Origin of the sequence: Methanosalsum natronophilum (assembly GCF_024808815.1) — an archaeon.
Taxonomy (GTDB): domain Archaea; phylum Halobacteriota; class Methanosarcinia; order Methanosarcinales; family Methanosarcinaceae; genus Methanosalsum; species Methanosalsum natronophilum.
In genome coordinates, this window is sequence record NZ_JANUCS010000002.1 from 134,284 (window position 1) to 152,449 (window position 18,166).

Annotated in this window: 19 protein-coding genes; all 19 read right to left on the reverse strand. The window is 37.0% G+C overall.

The features are described 5' to 3' along the window. Position 1: 1 nt before the first annotated feature. The 19 genes from J2T59_RS02085 to J2T59_RS02175 all read right to left on the reverse strand — a co-directional run bounded on the left by J2T59_RS02085 (position 2) and on the right by J2T59_RS02175 (position 18,131). Positions 2-757: a DUF7289 family protein gene (locus J2T59_RS02085; RefSeq protein ID WP_259133481.1), complete on the reverse strand. Its 756-nt coding sequence runs from the start codon at positions 755-757 to the stop codon at positions 2-4. A 39-nt stretch (positions 758-796) separates the two neighbouring features. After that, positions 797-1,273 carry a DUF7266 family protein gene (locus J2T59_RS02090; RefSeq protein ID WP_259133483.1) on the reverse strand — a complete coding sequence of 159 codons (477 nt, stop codon included), beginning with the start codon at positions 1,271-1,273 and terminating at the stop codon, positions 797-799. 5 nt (positions 1,274-1,278) lie between these two features. Next, entirely contained in the window at positions 1,279-2,067 is a 789-nt protein-coding gene (locus J2T59_RS02095) for a hypothetical protein (protein WP_259133484.1), read from the reverse strand. A gap of 7 nt (positions 2,068-2,074) precedes the next feature. Then, a complete protein-coding gene (locus J2T59_RS02100; RefSeq protein WP_259133486.1) occupies positions 2,075-2,695 on the reverse strand; it encodes a DUF7288 family protein in 621 nt (206 codons plus the stop codon). A 4-nt stretch (positions 2,696-2,699) separates the two neighbouring features. Then, positions 2,700-3,215, reverse strand: a complete 516-nt coding sequence (locus tag J2T59_RS02105) for a DUF7287 family protein (RefSeq protein ID WP_259133488.1) — start codon at positions 3,213-3,215, stop codon at positions 2,700-2,702. Then, positions 3,205-6,114, reverse strand: a complete 2,910-nt coding sequence (locus J2T59_RS02110; RefSeq protein WP_259133490.1) for a FlaD/FlaE family flagellar protein — start codon at positions 6,112-6,114, stop codon at positions 3,205-3,207. The genes J2T59_RS02105 and J2T59_RS02110 overlap by 11 nt, the downstream gene beginning before the upstream one ends. Positions 6,115-6,212: 98 nt before the next feature. After that, on the reverse strand, positions 6,213-7,043 hold the full coding sequence (gene dapF / locus J2T59_RS02115; RefSeq protein WP_259133491.1) for a diaminopimelate epimerase: 831 nt from the start codon (positions 7,041-7,043) through the stop codon (positions 6,213-6,215). A 145-nt stretch (positions 7,044-7,188) separates the two neighbouring features. After that, the gene (locus J2T59_RS02120; protein WP_259133492.1) at positions 7,189-7,362 is read right to left on the reverse strand and encodes a hypothetical protein; all 174 of its coding nucleotides are present in this window, start codon (positions 7,360-7,362) and stop codon (positions 7,189-7,191) included. Positions 7,363-7,410: 48 nt separating this feature from the next. Continuing rightward, positions 7,411-8,037 carry a V-type ATP synthase subunit D gene (locus J2T59_RS02125; RefSeq protein ID WP_259133493.1) on the reverse strand — a complete coding sequence of 209 codons (627 nt, stop codon included), beginning with the start codon at positions 8,035-8,037 and terminating at the stop codon, positions 7,411-7,413. A 25-nt stretch (positions 8,038-8,062) separates the two neighbouring features. Beyond that, positions 8,063-9,451: an ATP synthase subunit B gene (locus J2T59_RS02130; protein ID WP_259133494.1), complete on the reverse strand. Its 1,389-nt coding sequence runs from the start codon at positions 9,449-9,451 to the stop codon at positions 8,063-8,065. 2 nt (positions 9,452-9,453) lie between these two features. Next, positions 9,454-11,190, reverse strand: a complete 1,737-nt coding sequence (locus J2T59_RS02135; RefSeq protein ID WP_259133495.1) for an ATP synthase subunit A — start codon at positions 11,188-11,190, stop codon at positions 9,454-9,456. Next, entirely contained in the window at positions 11,181-11,480 is a 300-nt protein-coding gene (locus J2T59_RS02140; protein WP_259133496.1) for a V-type ATP synthase subunit F, read from the reverse strand. The genes J2T59_RS02135 and J2T59_RS02140 overlap by 10 nt, the downstream gene beginning before the upstream one ends. Further along, on the reverse strand, positions 11,480-12,598 hold the full coding sequence (locus J2T59_RS02145) for a V-type ATP synthase subunit C (RefSeq protein WP_259133497.1): 1,119 nt from the start codon (positions 12,596-12,598) through the stop codon (positions 11,480-11,482). Before J2T59_RS02145 ends, J2T59_RS02140 begins: the two co-directional genes overlap by 1 nt. A 6-nt stretch (positions 12,599-12,604) precedes the next feature. Then, positions 12,605-13,156 carry a V-type ATP synthase subunit E gene (locus tag J2T59_RS02150; protein WP_259133499.1) on the reverse strand — a complete coding sequence of 184 codons (552 nt, stop codon included), beginning with the start codon at positions 13,154-13,156 and terminating at the stop codon, positions 12,605-12,607. 56 nt (positions 13,157-13,212) lie between these two features. After that, positions 13,213-13,443, reverse strand: a complete 231-nt coding sequence (locus J2T59_RS02155) for a V/A-type ATP synthase subunit (RefSeq protein WP_259133501.1) — start codon at positions 13,441-13,443, stop codon at positions 13,213-13,215. 36 nt (positions 13,444-13,479) lie between these two features. Next, a complete protein-coding gene (locus J2T59_RS02160; protein ID WP_259133503.1) occupies positions 13,480-15,411 on the reverse strand; it encodes a V-type ATP synthase subunit I in 1,932 nt (643 codons plus the stop codon). Beyond that, positions 15,404-15,730 (reverse strand): ATP synthase archaeal subunit H, encoded by a 327-nt coding sequence (ahaH, locus tag J2T59_RS02165; RefSeq protein WP_259133505.1) that lies wholly within the window; start codon positions 15,728-15,730, stop codon positions 15,404-15,406. The genes J2T59_RS02160 and ahaH overlap by 8 nt, the downstream gene beginning before the upstream one ends. A gap of 222 nt (positions 15,731-15,952) precedes the next feature. Next, positions 15,953-17,134 (reverse strand): radical SAM/SPASM domain-containing protein, encoded by a 1,182-nt coding sequence (locus tag J2T59_RS02170; RefSeq protein ID WP_259133507.1) that lies wholly within the window; start codon positions 17,132-17,134, stop codon positions 15,953-15,955. A gap of 124 nt (positions 17,135-17,258) precedes the next feature. Next, on the reverse strand, positions 17,259-18,131 hold the full coding sequence (locus J2T59_RS02175; RefSeq protein ID WP_259133509.1) for a polyprenyl synthetase family protein: 873 nt from the start codon (positions 18,129-18,131) through the stop codon (positions 17,259-17,261). Positions 18,132-18,166 lie beyond the last annotated feature (35 nt).

Sequence of the window (18,166 nt, forward strand, 5' to 3'; positions counted from 1 at the left end):
ATTATTGTTCAATAGCTAATCTGTTTGGGATATACAAAATATACACATCAATATCATCAAGGTCGCCAATATAAGCATATACTGACTCATTTTCACTATCCTCAGCCACTGACATACCTATCTCATCTTCAAAGTATCTTGCCCAACCACGATAATATTCAGATACCAATGTAATAGATACAGAAGACACATCCTGATGTACTATGACTGAGCGAGAACCACTCTCTGCAACTATTCTTATAACACTCTGCCCAGAAATACTTTGAGTTCCTGTAAATAACATTACAGGGATTATCATTGAATCATCTGTTAAAACAAAATTAGGTGAGGATATCATTTGTGTATTACCATACCCATCCTTTTCCCAAACACCGGTATTCTCGTAAGCTAAAGAATTATCCCTATAATTAATTTCAACCATCCTTAATTGACGCTCATAATGTTCAGGACCATCGGATGTGGTGGAGGTGATATTGATATAACTCGAACCTCTTATAGCAACCTCGCTATCATATAACTTCATCTCAACCGATTTAGAAGGAGCTGTACCTTCAAACAATTTATCAAAACTTGAACTCATTACCACAAAACTCTGCCTTATATTTTCCTGATGCGCGGTATCCTGGATATTTTCTATTGCAGGGTATCCTGATACCACAATTACTGATATTGCAATCAGCATAATACCAAGTACTGTGATATACCCTAATATCTCAGAAACTGCGGTTTCTGACTTCATCATTTTATTTAATACCATAATTTCAACTTCTAAAAAATATAATTAGATTTTGTAGGGTCATTCAAGCATTATCATTTTAGTTTCATTATCATAGATCAAATAATGGTTCTTATGAGATACATAAATTATTCCAGAAGCTATTTCAGTGTTCGAATTGATGGAATACGGTGTTCTGAACTGAGTGCTTGTAGGTGTCTGTGATGTGAATATGATCTCTTCAGAACTGTTACAGAGTTCAACTGTATAATAATTTCCTGCAATAGTTAGAGGTAATTTTACCTCATACTCCATAGAATTCACTGCACCACCTTGAGATTCAATAGAATAAATGAACCTATCCATCTCAGATATCTGATTAGATATCAAGTTGGCATATACTTTATACTCGTCATAACTCACTCTATTCTCTGTCTGCTCAACAAGCATGAAAAAGGAACCCATTATCAGTACAATAACCAGTGCTGTGATAGCAAATGTTAGAATATATCCTACTGAAACAGAAACAGCATTTTCATCATTGACCAGTTTTTTCATTTCATTCAAGCCTCATTATTGGAATAATTGAAAGGTAGTGAAATAGGAATAGTTGTGCTGGTGCTATGTCTTGCTGAATTAATATTAAAAGTAACATTGATCATTTTACCACGTTGTTCGTGATATTCAACCGAGTTATCAAGTGTACCTTCAATCAAATAATAGCCAGTAACCTGTGAACCATTCCTAATAACAATATTGTGAACAGATGAATCGTTACCGTTACTTAACCTAATCGTTGAATTACCAATTTCGTCAACATTATCAAAACTCTCATCAACATTATCTAATTCAAAAGAACCATTATACGATATTGACCAGTTAATATTATTATTGCTGTCTAAAGCTTTTACCTCAAAATCAGTTCCATCAAGACTTTCAAGACTTTCTATTTCAAATACCATATTTTTAACAGTTTTTACATTCTTGACAACAATCCAATCCCCAGCACCGCCAGCCATACCAGTTTCTGTAAAGTATGGTGTGAAAATATCATGTTGTCTTGTAGATATCAGATACCCTTCCTGCGCGTACATTCGTTTAAGGTTAGATTCAAAATCTGATAAGTAGGTCTGATTCAATCCTATATCATGCTCATAAGCGTTCTGATACGCATTTGTGGTAGCTTGAATCAAATTATTGTTCTTATATATCATTGTATCAGAACCCGAGTCTGCTGCAATGTTACTAGTAAATATTATACTATTGAGTAACACTGTGGATACCAACACGAGTATTGCTATAGAAAATGCTGCTGCTAGTAACAATTGGCCATCTTCATCAAATATTTGCAAAAGGTTCTCACATCCTCCATAGTGTTAATCTAACATTTACTGTATTATAATAATTCGAATCCGAATAATTTTCAATTCCAGTAATTCTTGCAAATTCCTCAATATGATCTTCGAGAATATCAGATTCATTAATCACGACTGGTTTGGATATAGTTACTGCATTGTTTGAAGGGTCCCCGCTGTATATGTACACCTTCTTAACCATCTCATTATTTTGATCAAGTGATATGAACTCTATATTGTGCGCTATACCACGTGGAACTGCTACTTGTAACATTGCACTGGCCAATGAACTGTTATCCATATCTAGTTCATTGCTTGAATTGGAAGCCGAACGATAAGTGTAACCACTCCAAATATATGTGTGTCCATCCCAATTCAATATATCTTGTTTCAGATCAGAATCTCTATTACCTTTAGAATTCGCGAGTGCTGAAAGTGTATCCTGGCCCATTGTCTGTAATTGTGTTTCAATATAAACACTCGCAGTTGATGATGTGAGGGGAGTAAGTGCAGTTGCTTGTACTACAAACAACATTCCACCAATAATGATTATAGCTGCAACTATTGCTTCAAATGTATGCATTTGACCTTTTTCATCATTATTACACCAAAAGAACAATTTCAAAATATCACCATATCCTAAATGATATACTCACAAGTTCATGACCACTCTCTGAAGTAGGGTTAGCATACAAACCGATACGTCTGATCTGACCAATATCACCTCTGGAAGGTACGGGTGCACCGCTTGTAGAAATAACATTATTTGAACTATCAATTACAGATATATTAATATCATATGACCTATGTGAACCAATCAATCCAAGTTCTTCACGTACTGAATCATAATCATTGTTCAAATCTGTGAAAAAAGACTGTTTTTTAGACGGACTGATAACATAACCTGATTCCAGGTCAGATTCACTTATTCTTTGCTCCATGACATTTCCAGAGATACGGTCAATTATAATATTAACATCATCTGAACTTGAGTGAAAAGGTAAGTATAAAGATGCAGTATATTGTAATACGAAAAAGACAGCTGCCATGAAAATAATAATGGCTACCAGATAATCTATAGTAAGTTGTCCCCTATCATTACACCAAAATCTTTTATGAACACATTTTATCCGCTCATATACCATATATCTCGGTACCTTTCTTTACCTTTTCAATATCCTTATCAACTATAGAAAGCCTGTTCTTATCAATCTTCACACCAGCCAACCTTTCAATGAACCATATAGACCTTAAATGATCTTCAGGGTTGAGTTTCCAGTGATCTTTATTCTCATAATAATTAATACTTTCAGCGTATTTTAATAGCTCTAATTTAACATCCGTACTGATCCACCCAAGTTCTTCATAATAAGATAAGATCGAACCGATATTATTCCTACCAACCATTTTCATTAAAATTAAGACCCATTCTAAACATAACTTAATGTTAGTAGAGTTTTTTTGAATATGGGAGAGATATACATTATTATTAGTATTATTATTTGAAAATGAATAGCCTCTCCCGCCAATCTTTCTCAGTTCAGAGTTTACGTGTTGAGTGAATTTATTCATCTCTTTATATAGCTGAGAAATATCAGTACTAATATTGGTTCTCAGTTCTTCGTTCGAATCGTATGCTTGAGAAAGTTCATTTAAAATAGTAGTTACATTTGCACCCAGATCATCAAAAACTTTTTCCATATCCTCGTTTTTCTGGTTGATTTCAGCCACACATTCTTCAATCTCATCGATCTGATCTAACTTGGTAACCTTACTTTTCAGTTCTTGAATATCCGTATCAAAATTAGTATATGTATCCTGAACTGATTGCATTAATTTTTCTTGAGATTCTTTCAGTTCTTGAATACTATCTCCTAATAACAACAAGTTCTTCTTATTAGATTCATTTTCTTCACGAAATTGTTGTACGTTTTCCTTAATACGTTCAATCTCTTGACTGATTTCATTCGTTCGTTTAGTGCTTGAATTGAGTTCAGTGTTAACAATCTCAACTATATCTGATTTAAATGATTCTAGTTTACTATCCATTTGACTAATATCATTAACTGAACTTCTAAGATCAGTGATATTTTGTCTTAGTTCATCTAATTCCGAATCTTTACCAGTTAGTTCAACGTTTGTTTCGTCTTCATGTGATATCTTGGATTTAGAATGGTCTTCTGTCCTTTCATCTATAGTGACTGATTCTGATATATCAGACTCTTTGCTTTTTTGGATACCTGTTATTGTGTCAGACTCATCAGTTTCAACTTCAATAGGTGTTTTGTTATTTTGGATGTCTGGTACAGGTTCAGATTCATTAGGTTTAAATTCAAATGAGGTATCATTATCATCAATTTCCTCTAAATCTAAACCTTTATGTTGAAAAGTTTCAGGTTCATCTGTATGATCTTTCGGATCGTGTTCTTCAAAAGGTGTACTGAAAATATCAGTATCATCTTTATTCTTTTCAATCTCATCTTGAAATGGATCTTCTTCTAAAAAGGGACTTTCTTTATCCCTGTTCAAATCAGAACTGATATCGTCCATTCTATCTTTTAAACTTCCACCTCTACTAAGACCTTGAACCATTTTCTTAAAAAAAGAAGAGGCCTTGTTCATGACCATACTAACAGAACTCTGTTTAGTCTGTGGAATACCATCATCTTCATCAATTCCACCACCAAAAAAATCCTCATCTGAAAATGGATCGAAATCATCGGGTGTTTTTTCTTGAAATGGTGTTTCAAAATTAGTATTGGACATATTGTCAGTTTCATTTAGTCCAACATCTGGACTAGTACCCTTAGTACTAAGACCCTGGACAGGCGGAATGAATGGGCTAGGTTCAGTTTCGTGCTGTACCGAAGAAGATACTGGTACTTGATATTGTTTTTTATTAGTTTCTTTCACATTTCCCGTTTCAGGTTTATCCTGCATGCCACTTCCCATTGACTCGAACTGTGTATGATTAGTTGGAACTGAGCTTGGTTCATTCACTTCATCCATGGTTTTAGAAGTTGTTTTTGGTCTCAATGTTTCTTTATCATCTGAACCGAATTGACCTTCATCAAAAGGTATCTCTGCAGAAATTGATGAATCTTCATCATCTAATGACTGAACACTGTAATCCTTACTTTCCCTCATTCTCCGATTTTCAAGTAATTGTTCCCTAATCCTTTTGATAGTCTCAACAGGGTCCTCAATATTATTCTTATTATCACTTTTTTGAAATTCAAAAGAAGATGACTGTGCTTCATCCATTTCAATCTCAGTGTTATTCTCAGATGAATCTTTTTGAGGAATTATAGGAGTATCAATTTTTTCAAATTCTGTTTTTATATCATCTTCAATAAAACTATTAGAAGATTCGAGATCTATTGATTCTAATTCGGTTTGGTCAAATAGTTCATTATCCTTCTGGAAATCAGGTATTTCTACATTCTTATCTAGATTAAAATCCAATGTAGGAACTTCATTATCAACAGACTCTGTTTCATTATTTTCATTTGTGAAAGGTAACTTTTCCTTTTGTGGAGAACTTTTAGTTACATCAAGAAACGGTGGAATGTCATGTTTTTCTTGTTCAGGTACAGCTCCTTGCTCTTCATCAGATGATAGATTAGAAATATCGGGTATACCTTCAAATGATGGTGGTGCAAAGTTATTGATATCCTCATCGCCAGAATCAATTTCAAACGGTGGCCGCTCTATTTCATTCTTACCTTTACTTTCAGCAGCAACCTTTGCTACATCAAGAAATGGGGGTTCTTCACCTTCTTCGAATTGACTTGGATCGGAAATGTCTTGGATCTCATTGAACTGAAGATCATTTAAATCCTCTATTTCATCCTCATCATCAGGAATGTCTTCCAAAGATACTTCTTGTAACGGCTGTTCTTCAAAAGCACTATTAAAAATATCAGCAGAAATGTCTTTTTTGGGTTCATTATCACCCTGTTCCCATGGAAATTCAACGGTTTCAGAACTCCCGTCCTTATTTTTACCAGTTTTCTTGTTTTGTTCCCATGGTAAATCCGTCATTAAAAACCAACTTCTTAAAATCAATTTGAGTAAATGAACTTTTATCCAATATACTTACTAAAATGAAAATACTATTTGATAGAATCTATGTTAGTTATTTATTTAAGGATTACTCCACTATAAACAGTTTCCGCGGGTCCTTCCATGAAAGTAGTATCAGTATCTACCTGGATATTAAGTATCCCGCCTTGTGTATGTACTTCTACTTCATTATCAGTATATCCTTTTTTAAACGATAAGTATGCAGCGGCTACTGAACCCGTCCCACAACTTAAAGTTTCATCTTCCACACCCCTCTCATATGTGCGAACTTTAATAACTGAATCTGAAACAATACTAACAAAATTTACATTCACACCATTTGGAAACACATTATCGTATCTAATACGTGGTGCAACATCCAGGATATCAATCTTATCAAGTTCCTTAACGAACACAATCGCATGTGGTACACCTGTATTTACTACAGATACTTCATATCCATGCATTTCAACGTCCATGAACTCTGATTCAGGTTCACCTTCAGCAGGTAGATCTTTTCGTTTCTCAAAAGGTGCACCCATATTCACATTTACCCAGAATTTCCCTTCACCTTCACGTGTAGATACTTTTAATGTACCTACCATGGTTTCCACAGTAGATTCACCAATTGGGATATACTGATTATCATAAGCATATTTCACAAGACATCGTATCCCATTTCCACACATCTCGGCCTCAGATGCATCCGGCTGGAATAACCTCATTTTAAGATCAGCATTCTCTGGTCTCGATATAAAAATAACACCATCACCACCTACACCAAACCTGCGGTCACAGTACTCTACTGCAAAATTCGCTTTCTCATTATCAGGAACTATTTTTTCACTGGTTTCATCAATTATTATAAAATCATTACCATTACCATGTATTTTTGTAAACTCGGTCATAACAACTCATACCTTCAAAAACAATTCAAATAAATATAATATTGATATTATTGATATTATCAATAGATATATGTGTTTCTACCTGAACTCAAGTTAAAGAACAGTAGTGACTATAAAAAAAATAATGTACATCCCTTTTATAGAATCAAGGAATGTAATTTCTAATATTATACAATATTATAATGAACCCTATGAGCATGACCACTAGAGATACTACCCATGCCCATTTCAGGATATGAACAGTCTTTTCAGGTTTACTGTACTTGAATATGAGATCGTCCAGAAATGTTCGCCTTTTCAAAAACTTTTTATCTTTCATAAGTACTGGATACCTGTTTCATTTTTTTTTAGCGTAATAATAAGATAATTATTCCGCTTTATCCTTTATCTTCTTAAGCCTGAACGTATTCTCTCGTTCCATTTCTTCCAGCCTGAGTTTGATAAAGGTCATTGATTCTGTCAGTTCAGGGATCACTTTGAACTCTAAAGCATTAACTCGCCTTTTAGTCTTCTCAATATCGTCAAGTAGTTTCTTGATAGTTGTCTCGATCTCGGCAGCGAGAATGATTTTTTCAACTAATATCTCATAAGCTTCTGCAGCTTCATCAATATAGGAACTGGTTCCAAGTATACCGTACCCACGTTTATTCATTGGTTTTGATACACTTGTAGACTTTATTTTAGGTACTACTACACCCATTATATTATTACTTTCGAGTTCAATATCAGGTTCATCGCTTAAAGCAAATGCAGTTGATTTCACTGAAATGGTACCTTCAACTGCCTTTGCAATTCCTATCTTAGTATTAGCCTCTTCATAGGCTGCATCCAACTCGGATCTAACATCTTTTGCCTGATTTAAGATCTCAAAGAACTCTAAGATCAAACCATCCCTCTTCATCTTAAGTAGCTTATGTCCACTCTCAGAGAGTTTTATTTTTTTCTTGATCTCAATGAGTTCCGAACGAGTTGGTTTTACTTCAGTTGCGCCCATGATTATCACCTATATTGCTCAAAGATCATTCGTTCTTATCCTTGTGTTCTGGATGATATTTTTGTATATATTTATTATCGATCCTGGTCAATTGAGATTCAGGCATTTGTGAGAGAATCTCCCACGCTATCCTTAGAGTATCATCTTCAATATCCCTATCTTCATCACGACCTTGTCTCACGAACTTATCTTCAAAGACATCCGCAAATTCAAGGATATGTTGATCCCTTTCAGACAATGCTTCTTTCCCAACGATAGCGACCAGACCTCTCAAGTCCCTACCTTCTGCATAAGTAGCATATAATTGGTCAGATACTGCTTTATGATCATCTCTTGTCTTACCATCACCAATACCAGAGTTCATTAGACGTGATAGTGACGGTAGGACATTGATAGGTGGATAAATACCTTTTCTGTGCAATTCTCTTGAAACTACTATCTGGCCTTCAGTAATATATCCAGATAAATCAGGTATTGGGTGTGTTATATCATCACCAGGCATTGTTAGGATAGAGAACTGAGTAACTGATCCTTTCTGACCCTTGATAACACCGGCCCTTTCATAGATCGAAGCAAGGTCAGTGTACATGTAACCAGGGTACCCACGACGACCTGGTACTTCTTCACGAGCTGCACCGATCTGTCTCAAAGATTCACAATAATTAGTGATATCTGTCAAGATAACAAGTACGTGCATGTCATGTTCATATGCCAGATATTCAGCAGCCGTCAATGCCATACGAGGTGTGATCAATCGTTCAACAGCAGGATCATCTGCTAGGTTCAGGAAAACCACAGCTCGTTCAAGAGCACCTGTCTTCTCGAAATCCTGCATGAAATACTGTGCTTCTTCGTTAGTGATACCCATTGCAGCAAAGACTACCGCGAAATCCTCTTCAGAACCTCTGACCTTAGCCTGTCTTGCAATCTGTAACGCGATCTCGTTATGAGGTAAACCTGCTCCCGAGAAGATCGGAAGTTTCTGACCACGCACAAGTGTATTGGTACCATCAATAGTAGAGATACCTGTTTGAATGAACTCTTCAGGTTGTTTCCTGGAGTAAGGGTTCATTGAAGCACCCCTAATATCCAATCTCTTATCAGGTACTACTCGAGGTCCACCATCAAGTGGTTCACCAGATCCTGATAAAATCCTACCAAGCATGTCCTTTGATACGGATAACTTAATAGTCTCTCCAGTAAATATAACACCTGATTCATCATTTAAACCACCAGTACCTTCAAACACCTGTACTGCAACTATATCTTCAGATGTGTCAAGTACCTGACCTCTCTTTGTGGTTCCATCAGGCAAATTGATCTGAACAAGTTCATCGTATCCTACAGGTTCAGTTTTTTCAAGGAATATAAGTGGTCCAGAAATCTCAACGATTGTTTTGTATTCTTTGGTCATGTTCATTTGCCTCCCAGTTGTGCAAACTCTTCATCCATCATCTCCAAGACCCTGTTCAGTTCAGTCTCAAATTCCTCTTCGAACTTGACCTTAGCAAGCTCGTCCTTTGCTTTTACTGAAATGATATCCTTGATGAGTACACCAGATTCAAGTGCTTCTGAGGCCATATCACCATACTTTGAGATCGATTTTAGGAGCTTGTACTGTTTCTCGAAAGGACAGTATGTGTCCACAGGATGGAATGCGTTCTGTTGAAGGAAATATTCTCTTATAAGTCGTGCAACTTCAAGTTTTAATTGTTGGTCTTCTGGCAATGCGTCAGATCCTACAAGTTGTACAATTTCCTGTAATTCAGATTCTTCTTGTAGCATATCCATAGCATAGTTCCTGAGCTTAACCCAGTCAGAAGCAACATTTTCACTAAACCAATCTGACAAGTTCTCAGAATATAAACTGTAACTGGTCAACCAGTTAATCGATGGGAAATGTCTCTTTTGTGCAAGCTTTGCATCAAGTGCCCAGAAAACCTTCACTATACGAAGCGTGTTCTGAGTAACAGGTTCTGAGAAGTCACCACCCGGTGGGGATACTGCCCCAATTACTGTAATTGAACCTTCAGTACCAGAATGTGATTGAACATACCCTGCCCTCTCATAGAATTCGGACAATCTACCTGACAAGTATGCAGGATAACCTTCTTCACCGGGCATTTCTTCAAGTCGTGACGAGATCTCTCTCATAGCTTCAGCCCATCTCGAAGTAGAATCTGCCATCAGTGATACATCATAACCCATGTCACGATAATATTCTGCAATAGTGATCCCGGTATAAACTGAAGCTTCACGAGCAGCTACTGGCATGTTCGAAGTATTCGCGATAAGTACAGTTCTTTCCATCAAAGGTCTGCCAGTCTTTGGATCCTCGAGTTCTGGGAACTCACTGAGAACATCAGCCATCTCATTACCACGTTCACCACATCCGATATAAACAACTATATCAGTATCACTCCACTTTGCAAGTTGTTGCTGAGTAACAGTCTTTCCAGACCCGAACGGTCCAGGGATTGCTGCAGTACCACCTTTTGCTACAGGAAACATTCCATCAAGGATACGTTGACCTGTAACCAATGGTCTGTTTGGCATCAATTTCTTTACTACAGGTCGTGGTACCCTAACAGGCCATTCCTGCATCATTGTAAGTTCAGTACCGTCAGATAATATACATACAGGAGTATCAACTGTGAACTCACCACTCTTGATATCAGATACTGAGCCTGATACACCTGGTTTCACCATGACCTTATGTTCAATGTTAGGTGTCTCTTGAACTATACCAATAACATCTCCACCCTTTACCGAATCTCCTTTGGATACAGTGGGTTTGAAATCCCATTTCTTCTCGCGATCAAGCCCGTTTGCAGTCACACCTCTTTGTATGAAATTACCCATTTTTTCTTCAAGTACTTTAAGTGGTCTCTGAATACCATCATAAATACTTTCCAATAATCCGGGTCCAAGTTCAACAGAGAGCGGCATACCTGTATTCACAACAGGTTCACCAGGTCTGATACCTGCAGTCTCTTCATATACCTGAACAGTAGCTTTTTCATTTTCGATCCTGATCACTTCACCCATCAGTCCTTCATGTCCGACCTTAACCACATCATACATCTTTGGTTTAATGCCGACAACAGTGACAACAGGCCCTGCAATTCGATAAATTTTACCTTTTACTTCCACAGATCTACACCTACCGATTGTTTTATTTTATCTCGTAGATTCGAGCTTTCCCCAGTACCTCCAAGAGTTACTACCGTGGGTTCAACTGATTCATTTAATTTCAATTTCAATATTTCCGGTAGTTTTTTAAGGTCATTTTCATGCATTATAAGAATACCAACTTTTGGATCTTCAAGAATACTTCGTACAGTACTCTCAAGCTCATTATCATTGGCTTCATGTACCTTTCTGATACCAGCCAGTCTAAATCCAGTTACAAATTCACCATTTCCAACAACAGCCAATTCCATCAAATCACCAACTGGTTCCTAATAATTTCATCCGAGAGTCCCGCAGACTTACCTCGAACTATTATACGTAAATTGTTAACTTCATTGTTCTTTGTGATAATGTAATCCATGATAGTCGCAATGGATAGAGGATTTGCATGTGAGAATTGTCTTGCATAAGTCAATGAATATTTCTTTAAACTCGTTTCCATAGCTATCAGTGAACTCATCTCAATACTACAACAGTCCGATATCTTATCCCATAGAGAATACCGTTTCAACTCATCTATGAACTCTTCATAAGATAACGATACCAGTTTCTTTAAATCGTCCATTTCAAATACGTTTCCGTTATCGATCATCATTTCCATGATCTCGTCTTCTGCAAGATTTTCTTTCTTGGTCCTAAACAAAGTAAGCAAGTTTCTCACATCGATCTCGGTCTGAACGAACCTTAAAAATAACTTGAACTCTTTGGTCCTAGTCTCATAAATTGACTGATACAAATGCTCATAATACATTTTATCAAGCATATTCTCAATGTCAGAAAGATTAGTACCGTCAAACTGTTTTAGTATCTGATAATAATAACTTTCAGAAAACGCTTCTATCACCTCATCAGTTGACTCTTTTCCAGCTAAACCTGACAAGAAGGTATAAGTATACTCACCTGCAGAAACTAAGTTTTCTTTGATCTCAGCAGATGATGCACCAACATGTTTTCCACGAAGAATAGTTTTTATGTTCCAGACATCAAATTTTCTCAGATACTCTGTAATCAAATATTTTGGTTCATCTTCTGAGATATTAATCAATTTTGTAAAAGATACTGCTAGATTTCGATTCAACGCATGTTCTACCAAATCAGCACTCTCGTACGACTGAGCCAGTTGATCTATATCTTCTTTATATGAAGATTCCTGAATGTACCTGGCAATTTGATCAATTTCCATATTCATAAGTCTGGGATACGTTTCTTTTGGAAATAGATGGCCTTTCATTCCTTTTACACGTGCATTGAGATAAGAGTAATTGGCAGTACCTTTCCTACTACCTTTAATATGGCGTGTACCAATCAATCCATTCCAACCGCGTTTCAATCCATTCCAACCGCGTTCTATTGTATCCATTAACGACATTTAAACTCACCCAAACAAGATATCAGATATTTCTTTAAGAGAGCGCTCATTTACTTCTTTGAGTATAGATTCATAAGTATAATCTAGACGGACTTTTCCATCCTCGTCCTCTATAATAACGCCACCAACACAGTCAATATTACCGGCATATTCGAGAGATGTAAGTTTCTTGACAATTGGTTCAGATTCCTTGTTAGAATAGACTTTAGTACCATTTTCAGCCTGTTTATCGAGTATGGTTTTCAAGTATTCCTCGTTCTTCTCAGGACTCAAGTGGGATAACGATTCTAAGGCTTTATCGAAAACTTCGTCAGGCATTTCTTTCTTGACATTTAGAATAATACGTTTTACGTCAAGTTTGGCACTGGATAATTCCTGCCGACGCATATTATCGATATCTTCTTCAGCTTTTAGCAATCTATCTCCCTTGATCTTCTTCGCCTTTTGTCTTGCTTCATCTAGTATCCTGGTAGCTTCTTCATCTGCCTCTTGTTGAATTTTAGAGACTTCGTCCTTAGAAGCTTCCTTTATATCATTAAGTACTGGTTCAAGACCCATCCTATCACATCCTAAAATAATTAAAGGGTAAGATACCCTTTAAAACACTTTCCAGCTCACGCAATGATCAATGCAACTACCAGGCCAAAGATAACGATAGCTTCTGGGATAACAGTCAGGATAAGAGCTTTACCAAACAAAGCTTCGTTCTCTATAATAGCACCTATAGCTGCACTTCCGATCTCTCTCTGTACCAGAGCTGTTGCAATTGCTGTAATTCCAACTGCTAATGCTGCACCGATTGCTTTCCATCCTTCAGGGTTAGTCCATATGCTTGGTTCTGTCATGTTTCTTATTCCTCCAATTTTTTTCTATGATTTTTTTTATTTTAAATTTCCAAATGGGTTATAGATTCTGCCACCGCCTTCGTAGAATTTAGTGAAAAACTCTACGTACTGCAACCTAATTGCATGTAAACCGGGGGCTATAATACTCAGGACCGTGTTTAATGCGTGTCCTAATATTAATACGAGTATTGCAAATATTGTCATCAGTCCAAATGACTCAGGCATCACCATTTCTAGACTGATCATATTTATGGTTGATGCAATGTAAATGTGGGATAGTCCTACAGCAGCAACACGCGTGTATGACACTGTGTTACTTATAAATGATGGGATCTCGATAGGTCCCTGAACACCTTCACCTCTAAACAGCATCCCAATACTTAACACTAGTACTGCGAGTCCTGCCCAGATCGGAATATATCCGAGGTATCCAAGTGCTAATAGCAAAAAGGATATTTGCAACACGAACCAGCTACCTTTTTCAAAGACAGCTTCAACAAATCCGTGGTTCCTGTGTACCTTGAGGAATCCTAGTAGGTATCCAAGATTGATGTGTAATAAACCTATGACCACTGATAATACAAGTATCGTATCGATCACGTATTGTCTATGTAATGGATACTGTATCATCTCATTACTTATAGGTGATACGAACAGATCGATCGTCATGAATCCTGGTATCAGTCCTGCCTGGAACGCTCCATCAGCAGTATAATATCCAGCTAATGGGAATCCGAATATCTCCATATATATCAGTCCAAACATCAGCGAGAATATCTGACACACTATCAGTACAATCATTAATGATCTCACTGTGGGTATACTAACCAGTTTGTATACTGCATAAGCAATACCTAACAGTAATAGAGAATAACCCATATCTCCTAGGATCAGACCATAGAATAATGGGAATGTAAAGAACAATACTATCGTAGGATCGAGCTCGTGATATTTTGGACGAGAGAAAAGGTCCACAAGTTCCTGGAATGGTTGTGCGAACTTCTTGTTATTATACTCAGTAGGTGGATCCCTAGGTTCAGCTGACCCAAAATCCTTCTCCTCGAGTTTAGATATATTGATCCTATTATCAGTAGCTTCATTCAATGACTTTTCGAGAATTTCAAAATCCTGAGTCGGTACCCATCCATCAATAACAAATGTGTGATCTGATGTTGCTATTCTAAGCGGCGCTTCAAGTTTCTCGTTCTCAACAGATAATTTCTTTTCACCTGCAAGAATGAATTCAGAATATTGTTCTTTCAGATCAATGATCTCTTCTTCAATACTTTCGATCTTGAGCTCAAGTTTCTCAATATCCTGGTCGATCTTCGTAATGTTCTCTGAAGGTAGACCGTGGACATCAGGAACCTTAAGTTCTTTGAATGATCGGTTAGAAAGTATGTTAGAAACTGCCTCTTCATGTCCTATTGGAACAAAGAGTGCTATTGTGGATGAATGTGAATCAGTGAAAAGTTCAAAGGATGATGTGATATCTTCGATCTCAGGCTTTATATTGACACCTATACTGCCTACAAAGACCTTTAAATTATCATATCCTCGATATAGTTCGAGGTCAACAGGAATACCGGCCAAAGGTAAAAGGTCGTTCTTAAGAGTTTCAAGTTCACGTACCTGTGCTTCCACGTCCTTACGCGCTTCAGTCTTCTGGGAAACAAGGTCATCGAGTTCTTCCAGTTTCTGGTCGAATTCTTCAGGTATTTCGTCCAATGTAGGAGTAGTATACTTTTTCTCAAGTTCAAGTAAACTTGTCAATGATCTTAACTTAACAAGTTTCCTGGATACTTCACTTGCCTTCTCGAAAGGTTTGCCTATATTGAATCCGGTTTCCTCTTCATTATAGTCATCTATATGCAATAAACTTAGTTCATGTAGTTTATCGACAGTATCTTTCATTATGTTCCTGTGCCCAACAATCAAAGCATGTGTCATTGGTTTAGGACTAAGCATGTACCGACCTCTCAAATTCTTTCAAGAGATAATCAATAGCTTCATCCATATTAGTTCGTGCTTTGCTTCTAAGTGCTTCAGCTTCCTCATTGCCTTTATCGATGATCTTTTCACGCTCTGATTGGATCTCTTTTTGAGCAGATCGCATTGAGTTATCTGCTGACTCTTCAGCTTCAGCTTCAGCCTGCTTTATGATCTCTCTAGCCTCTGCTCGAGCCTTGGACACTTTTTTATTCTTAGCCTCAATGGCTTCTTCAACCATTTCTTTTGCACTTGTTTCTGTTTCCTTAATTTGTGATAAGATTTCAGCTTTGGCCATATGAATCCTCATTGAGATTGTAATGATATTTGTAAGTCAAAAGAATGTTCTTTCCTATTGCTAACTTACATATAAGTTATTCGGTTTTAGTTGACATAGTTGACAGGTGTAGCTTTTCTAATAAAATAAGTCATATATAACTCTAATGTCAACTAGAATTCAAAAAATATTTCACAAAAATTATGAAAATGGGAAAAGAATTCCCTGCTTTGAAAAACAAAATTAACGGTCCATCCTATAAGGCAATGTAGAACTGCTGGGAATTGTATGAATATATTCTTGCCTAAAAGACGTATCCCTCATCATACAAGATTCAGCAGAACACTTGTATGCAGAATGTGATGTCATTTTCTTCCAAGCTGCCTTTAATCCTTCTTCTCTGATATTACCAAAGGATAATGGTGTATAAGCACACGGTAATACATCACCTGCAGAGGTCACATGTATCCATCTGCGACCAGCAAAACACCCAAACTGGTCAGGTCCCATAAAGTAGGGGAAAGCAGTTACCCTTGGCCCTTCTTTTCTAGCATTCATTTTTTTCTGGAATGATGCTAATCTATCAACATCTTGCTCCGATATGACCTCATCCTCGTGTTCCAGCCAGCGTCCAACTGCAACTATCTCATAAAGGGACATCTCATCCATACCAAGCTCAGATGCCAATTCATAGAAATCAGGTAAATTATCGATATTCTCAGGTGATACTACTATGAACATATCAGTGAATATCCCTGCATTCTTTGAGTTCTTTATACCTTCAATAGCTTCCTTATACGAACCCTTACGACCACGTACCCTATCATGTTCTTCCTCGAAAGGACTGTCCATGCTCACTCGCATTGCATAGAGTCCAGCTTCCTTGAGTTCTTTTGCCCTTTGTTCAGTTAAACCATACCCTGAAGTGAAACATGTAGCTATAGCTTTACTTGAATTCACGTTTGCTACCATATCCACCAGATCTCTACGAAGCATGGTCTCACCACCATCAAATGATATCAAATACGAGCCCATCTCAATAGCTTCATTTACAGTATCATTGATCTCATTTAAAGAAAGTTCAGGGTCAGCTACAATGTCTGCTGCACCACAGTGAATACATTTATTAGGACAGTTCATAGTGATACCAATGGATAATTGATCAGGTACTTTCCTGTTCCGCAAAGGTGCCATTTGTGCAGCTATCACGCGATTAAAGGCATCACTTGGTATCGGGGGTACCCATGTGGAAAATATTATCTTATCATCTTCAGATAATACCGGTTTCTCGTCCTCGAACATCTTATTAATACGTCTGATCACGGGTCTGGCTAAAGCACCCAGAGTACCTTCAGCTTCAAGTACAACCCTTTCGTTTTCTGTATTTGCATTCACCTTAAGTAACGTACTATCATAAACACGCATAAATTCACCTAAAAAATCTTATCAATAGACATTATTAGAATTAGAACATTTGTCTATCCTATTAACACAACATAAAATGTTAATTAAATCGTTCATTCGTACTTATATTGGAACCTTGACCTACCTAATCTAAGACATGTGATGGTAACATATCTATTGTGATATAATCAGTTATACTATACAACTTGCGAACAGTTTCTGTACAGTCGAATGAACCAAGCTCAGACCTGGCAGCATCGACATATTTCTTAACTTCATTTACCGAACTCGATATAATATCATCTCGATCCATATCCTGATCATCGAATATGTGTGGTAAGGATACTGATACTTTTTTGGAGTTCTTATCATCAAGTACATCCATATACTCTAAAATATCATCTACCATCTGATATGCAATACCCACATTAGTTCCAAACCGCCTACATCTCATGGCCATTTCCTCATCAGCTCCAGCATTATATGCACCGATCGAAGCACTGGATGAAAACAATGATGCTGTCTTATTGGTCACACATTCAATATACTCATTTATTCCAAAACCTTGTTTGAAACTTATGATATCCATGACCTCACCTTGAGACATATGCATACCTGCACGTCCAAAGTCCCTTACTGCCCTACTATCATAAGGTGATATTAGTTCGATCGCTTTTGAAATAAGAAAATCGCCACATAGTATTGCAGAAGAACAACCAAACTGCCTATACATAGAAGGAGCACCACGACGTAATGTACCTTCATCTAAAACATCGTCATGAATAAGTGAAGCTGAATGGATCATTTCAATAGCAACAGCTGCATTAATGCTTTTCTTATAATCTCCACCACAGAGGTCCGTTGTGAGTAAGAGTATTATTGGCCGAATTAATTTACCACCATTAATACACGCATGCTGTACCATCTCTTTCATTGGTCGGGATATTTCCAGATCTTTAACCAGGTCGTCCATGGCCTGTTTGACCGCAATGTACTCATCCCATTGCTCAATGTTCATTAAGCACCTTCATCAGTTCAATCTAAATAAATGTT

Excerpts from the sequence above, each read along its gene's own strand:
- J2T59_RS02085 (WP_259133481.1), bottom strand. The coding sequence starts at position 757 with ATGGTATTAAATAAAATGATGAAGTCAGAAACCGCAGTTTCTGAGATA.
- J2T59_RS02090 (WP_259133483.1), bottom strand. The coding sequence starts at position 1,273 with ATGAAAAAACTGGTCAATGATGAAAATGCTGTTTCTGTTTCAGTAGGA.
- J2T59_RS02105 (WP_259133488.1), bottom strand. The coding sequence starts at position 3,215 with ATGGTATATGAGCGGATAAAATGTGTTCATAAAAGATTTTGGTGTAAT.
- J2T59_RS02110 (WP_259133490.1), bottom strand. The coding sequence starts at position 6,114 with ATGACGGATTTACCATGGGAACAAAACAAGAAAACTGGTAAAAATAAG.
- dapF (WP_259133491.1), bottom strand. The coding sequence starts at position 7,043 with ATGACCGAGTTTACAAAAATACATGGTAATGGTAATGATTTTATAATA.
- J2T59_RS02120 (WP_259133492.1), bottom strand. The coding sequence starts at position 7,362 with ATGAAAGATAAAAAGTTTTTGAAAAGGCGAACATTTCTGGACGATCTC.
- J2T59_RS02125 (WP_259133493.1), bottom strand. The coding sequence starts at position 8,037 with ATGGGCGCAACTGAAGTAAAACCAACTCGTTCGGAACTCATTGAGATC.
- J2T59_RS02130 (WP_259133494.1), bottom strand. The coding sequence starts at position 9,451 with ATGACCAAAGAATACAAAACAATCGTTGAGATTTCTGGACCACTTATA.
- J2T59_RS02140 (WP_259133496.1), bottom strand. The coding sequence starts at position 11,480 with ATGGAATTGGCTGTTGTTGGAAATGGTGAATTTGTAACTGGATTTAGA.
- J2T59_RS02145 (WP_259133497.1), bottom strand. The coding sequence starts at position 12,598 with ATGTCGTTAATGGATACAATAGAACGCGGTTGGAATGGATTGAAACGC.
- J2T59_RS02150 (WP_259133499.1), bottom strand. The coding sequence starts at position 13,156 with ATGGGTCTTGAACCAGTACTTAATGATATAAAGGAAGCTTCTAAGGAC.
- J2T59_RS02155 (WP_259133501.1), bottom strand. The coding sequence starts at position 13,443 with ATGACAGAACCAAGCATATGGACTAACCCTGAAGGATGGAAAGCAATC.
- J2T59_RS02160 (WP_259133503.1), bottom strand. The coding sequence starts at position 15,411 with ATGCTTAGTCCTAAACCAATGACACATGCTTTGATTGTTGGGCACAGG.
- ahaH (WP_259133505.1), bottom strand. The coding sequence starts at position 15,730 with ATGGCCAAAGCTGAAATCTTATCACAAATTAAGGAAACAGAAACAAGT.
- J2T59_RS02170 (WP_259133507.1), bottom strand. The coding sequence starts at position 17,134 with ATGCGTGTTTATGATAGTACGTTACTTAAGGTGAATGCAAATACAGAA.
- J2T59_RS02175 (WP_259133509.1), bottom strand. The coding sequence starts at position 18,131 with ATGAACATTGAGCAATGGGATGAGTACATTGCGGTCAAACAGGCCATG.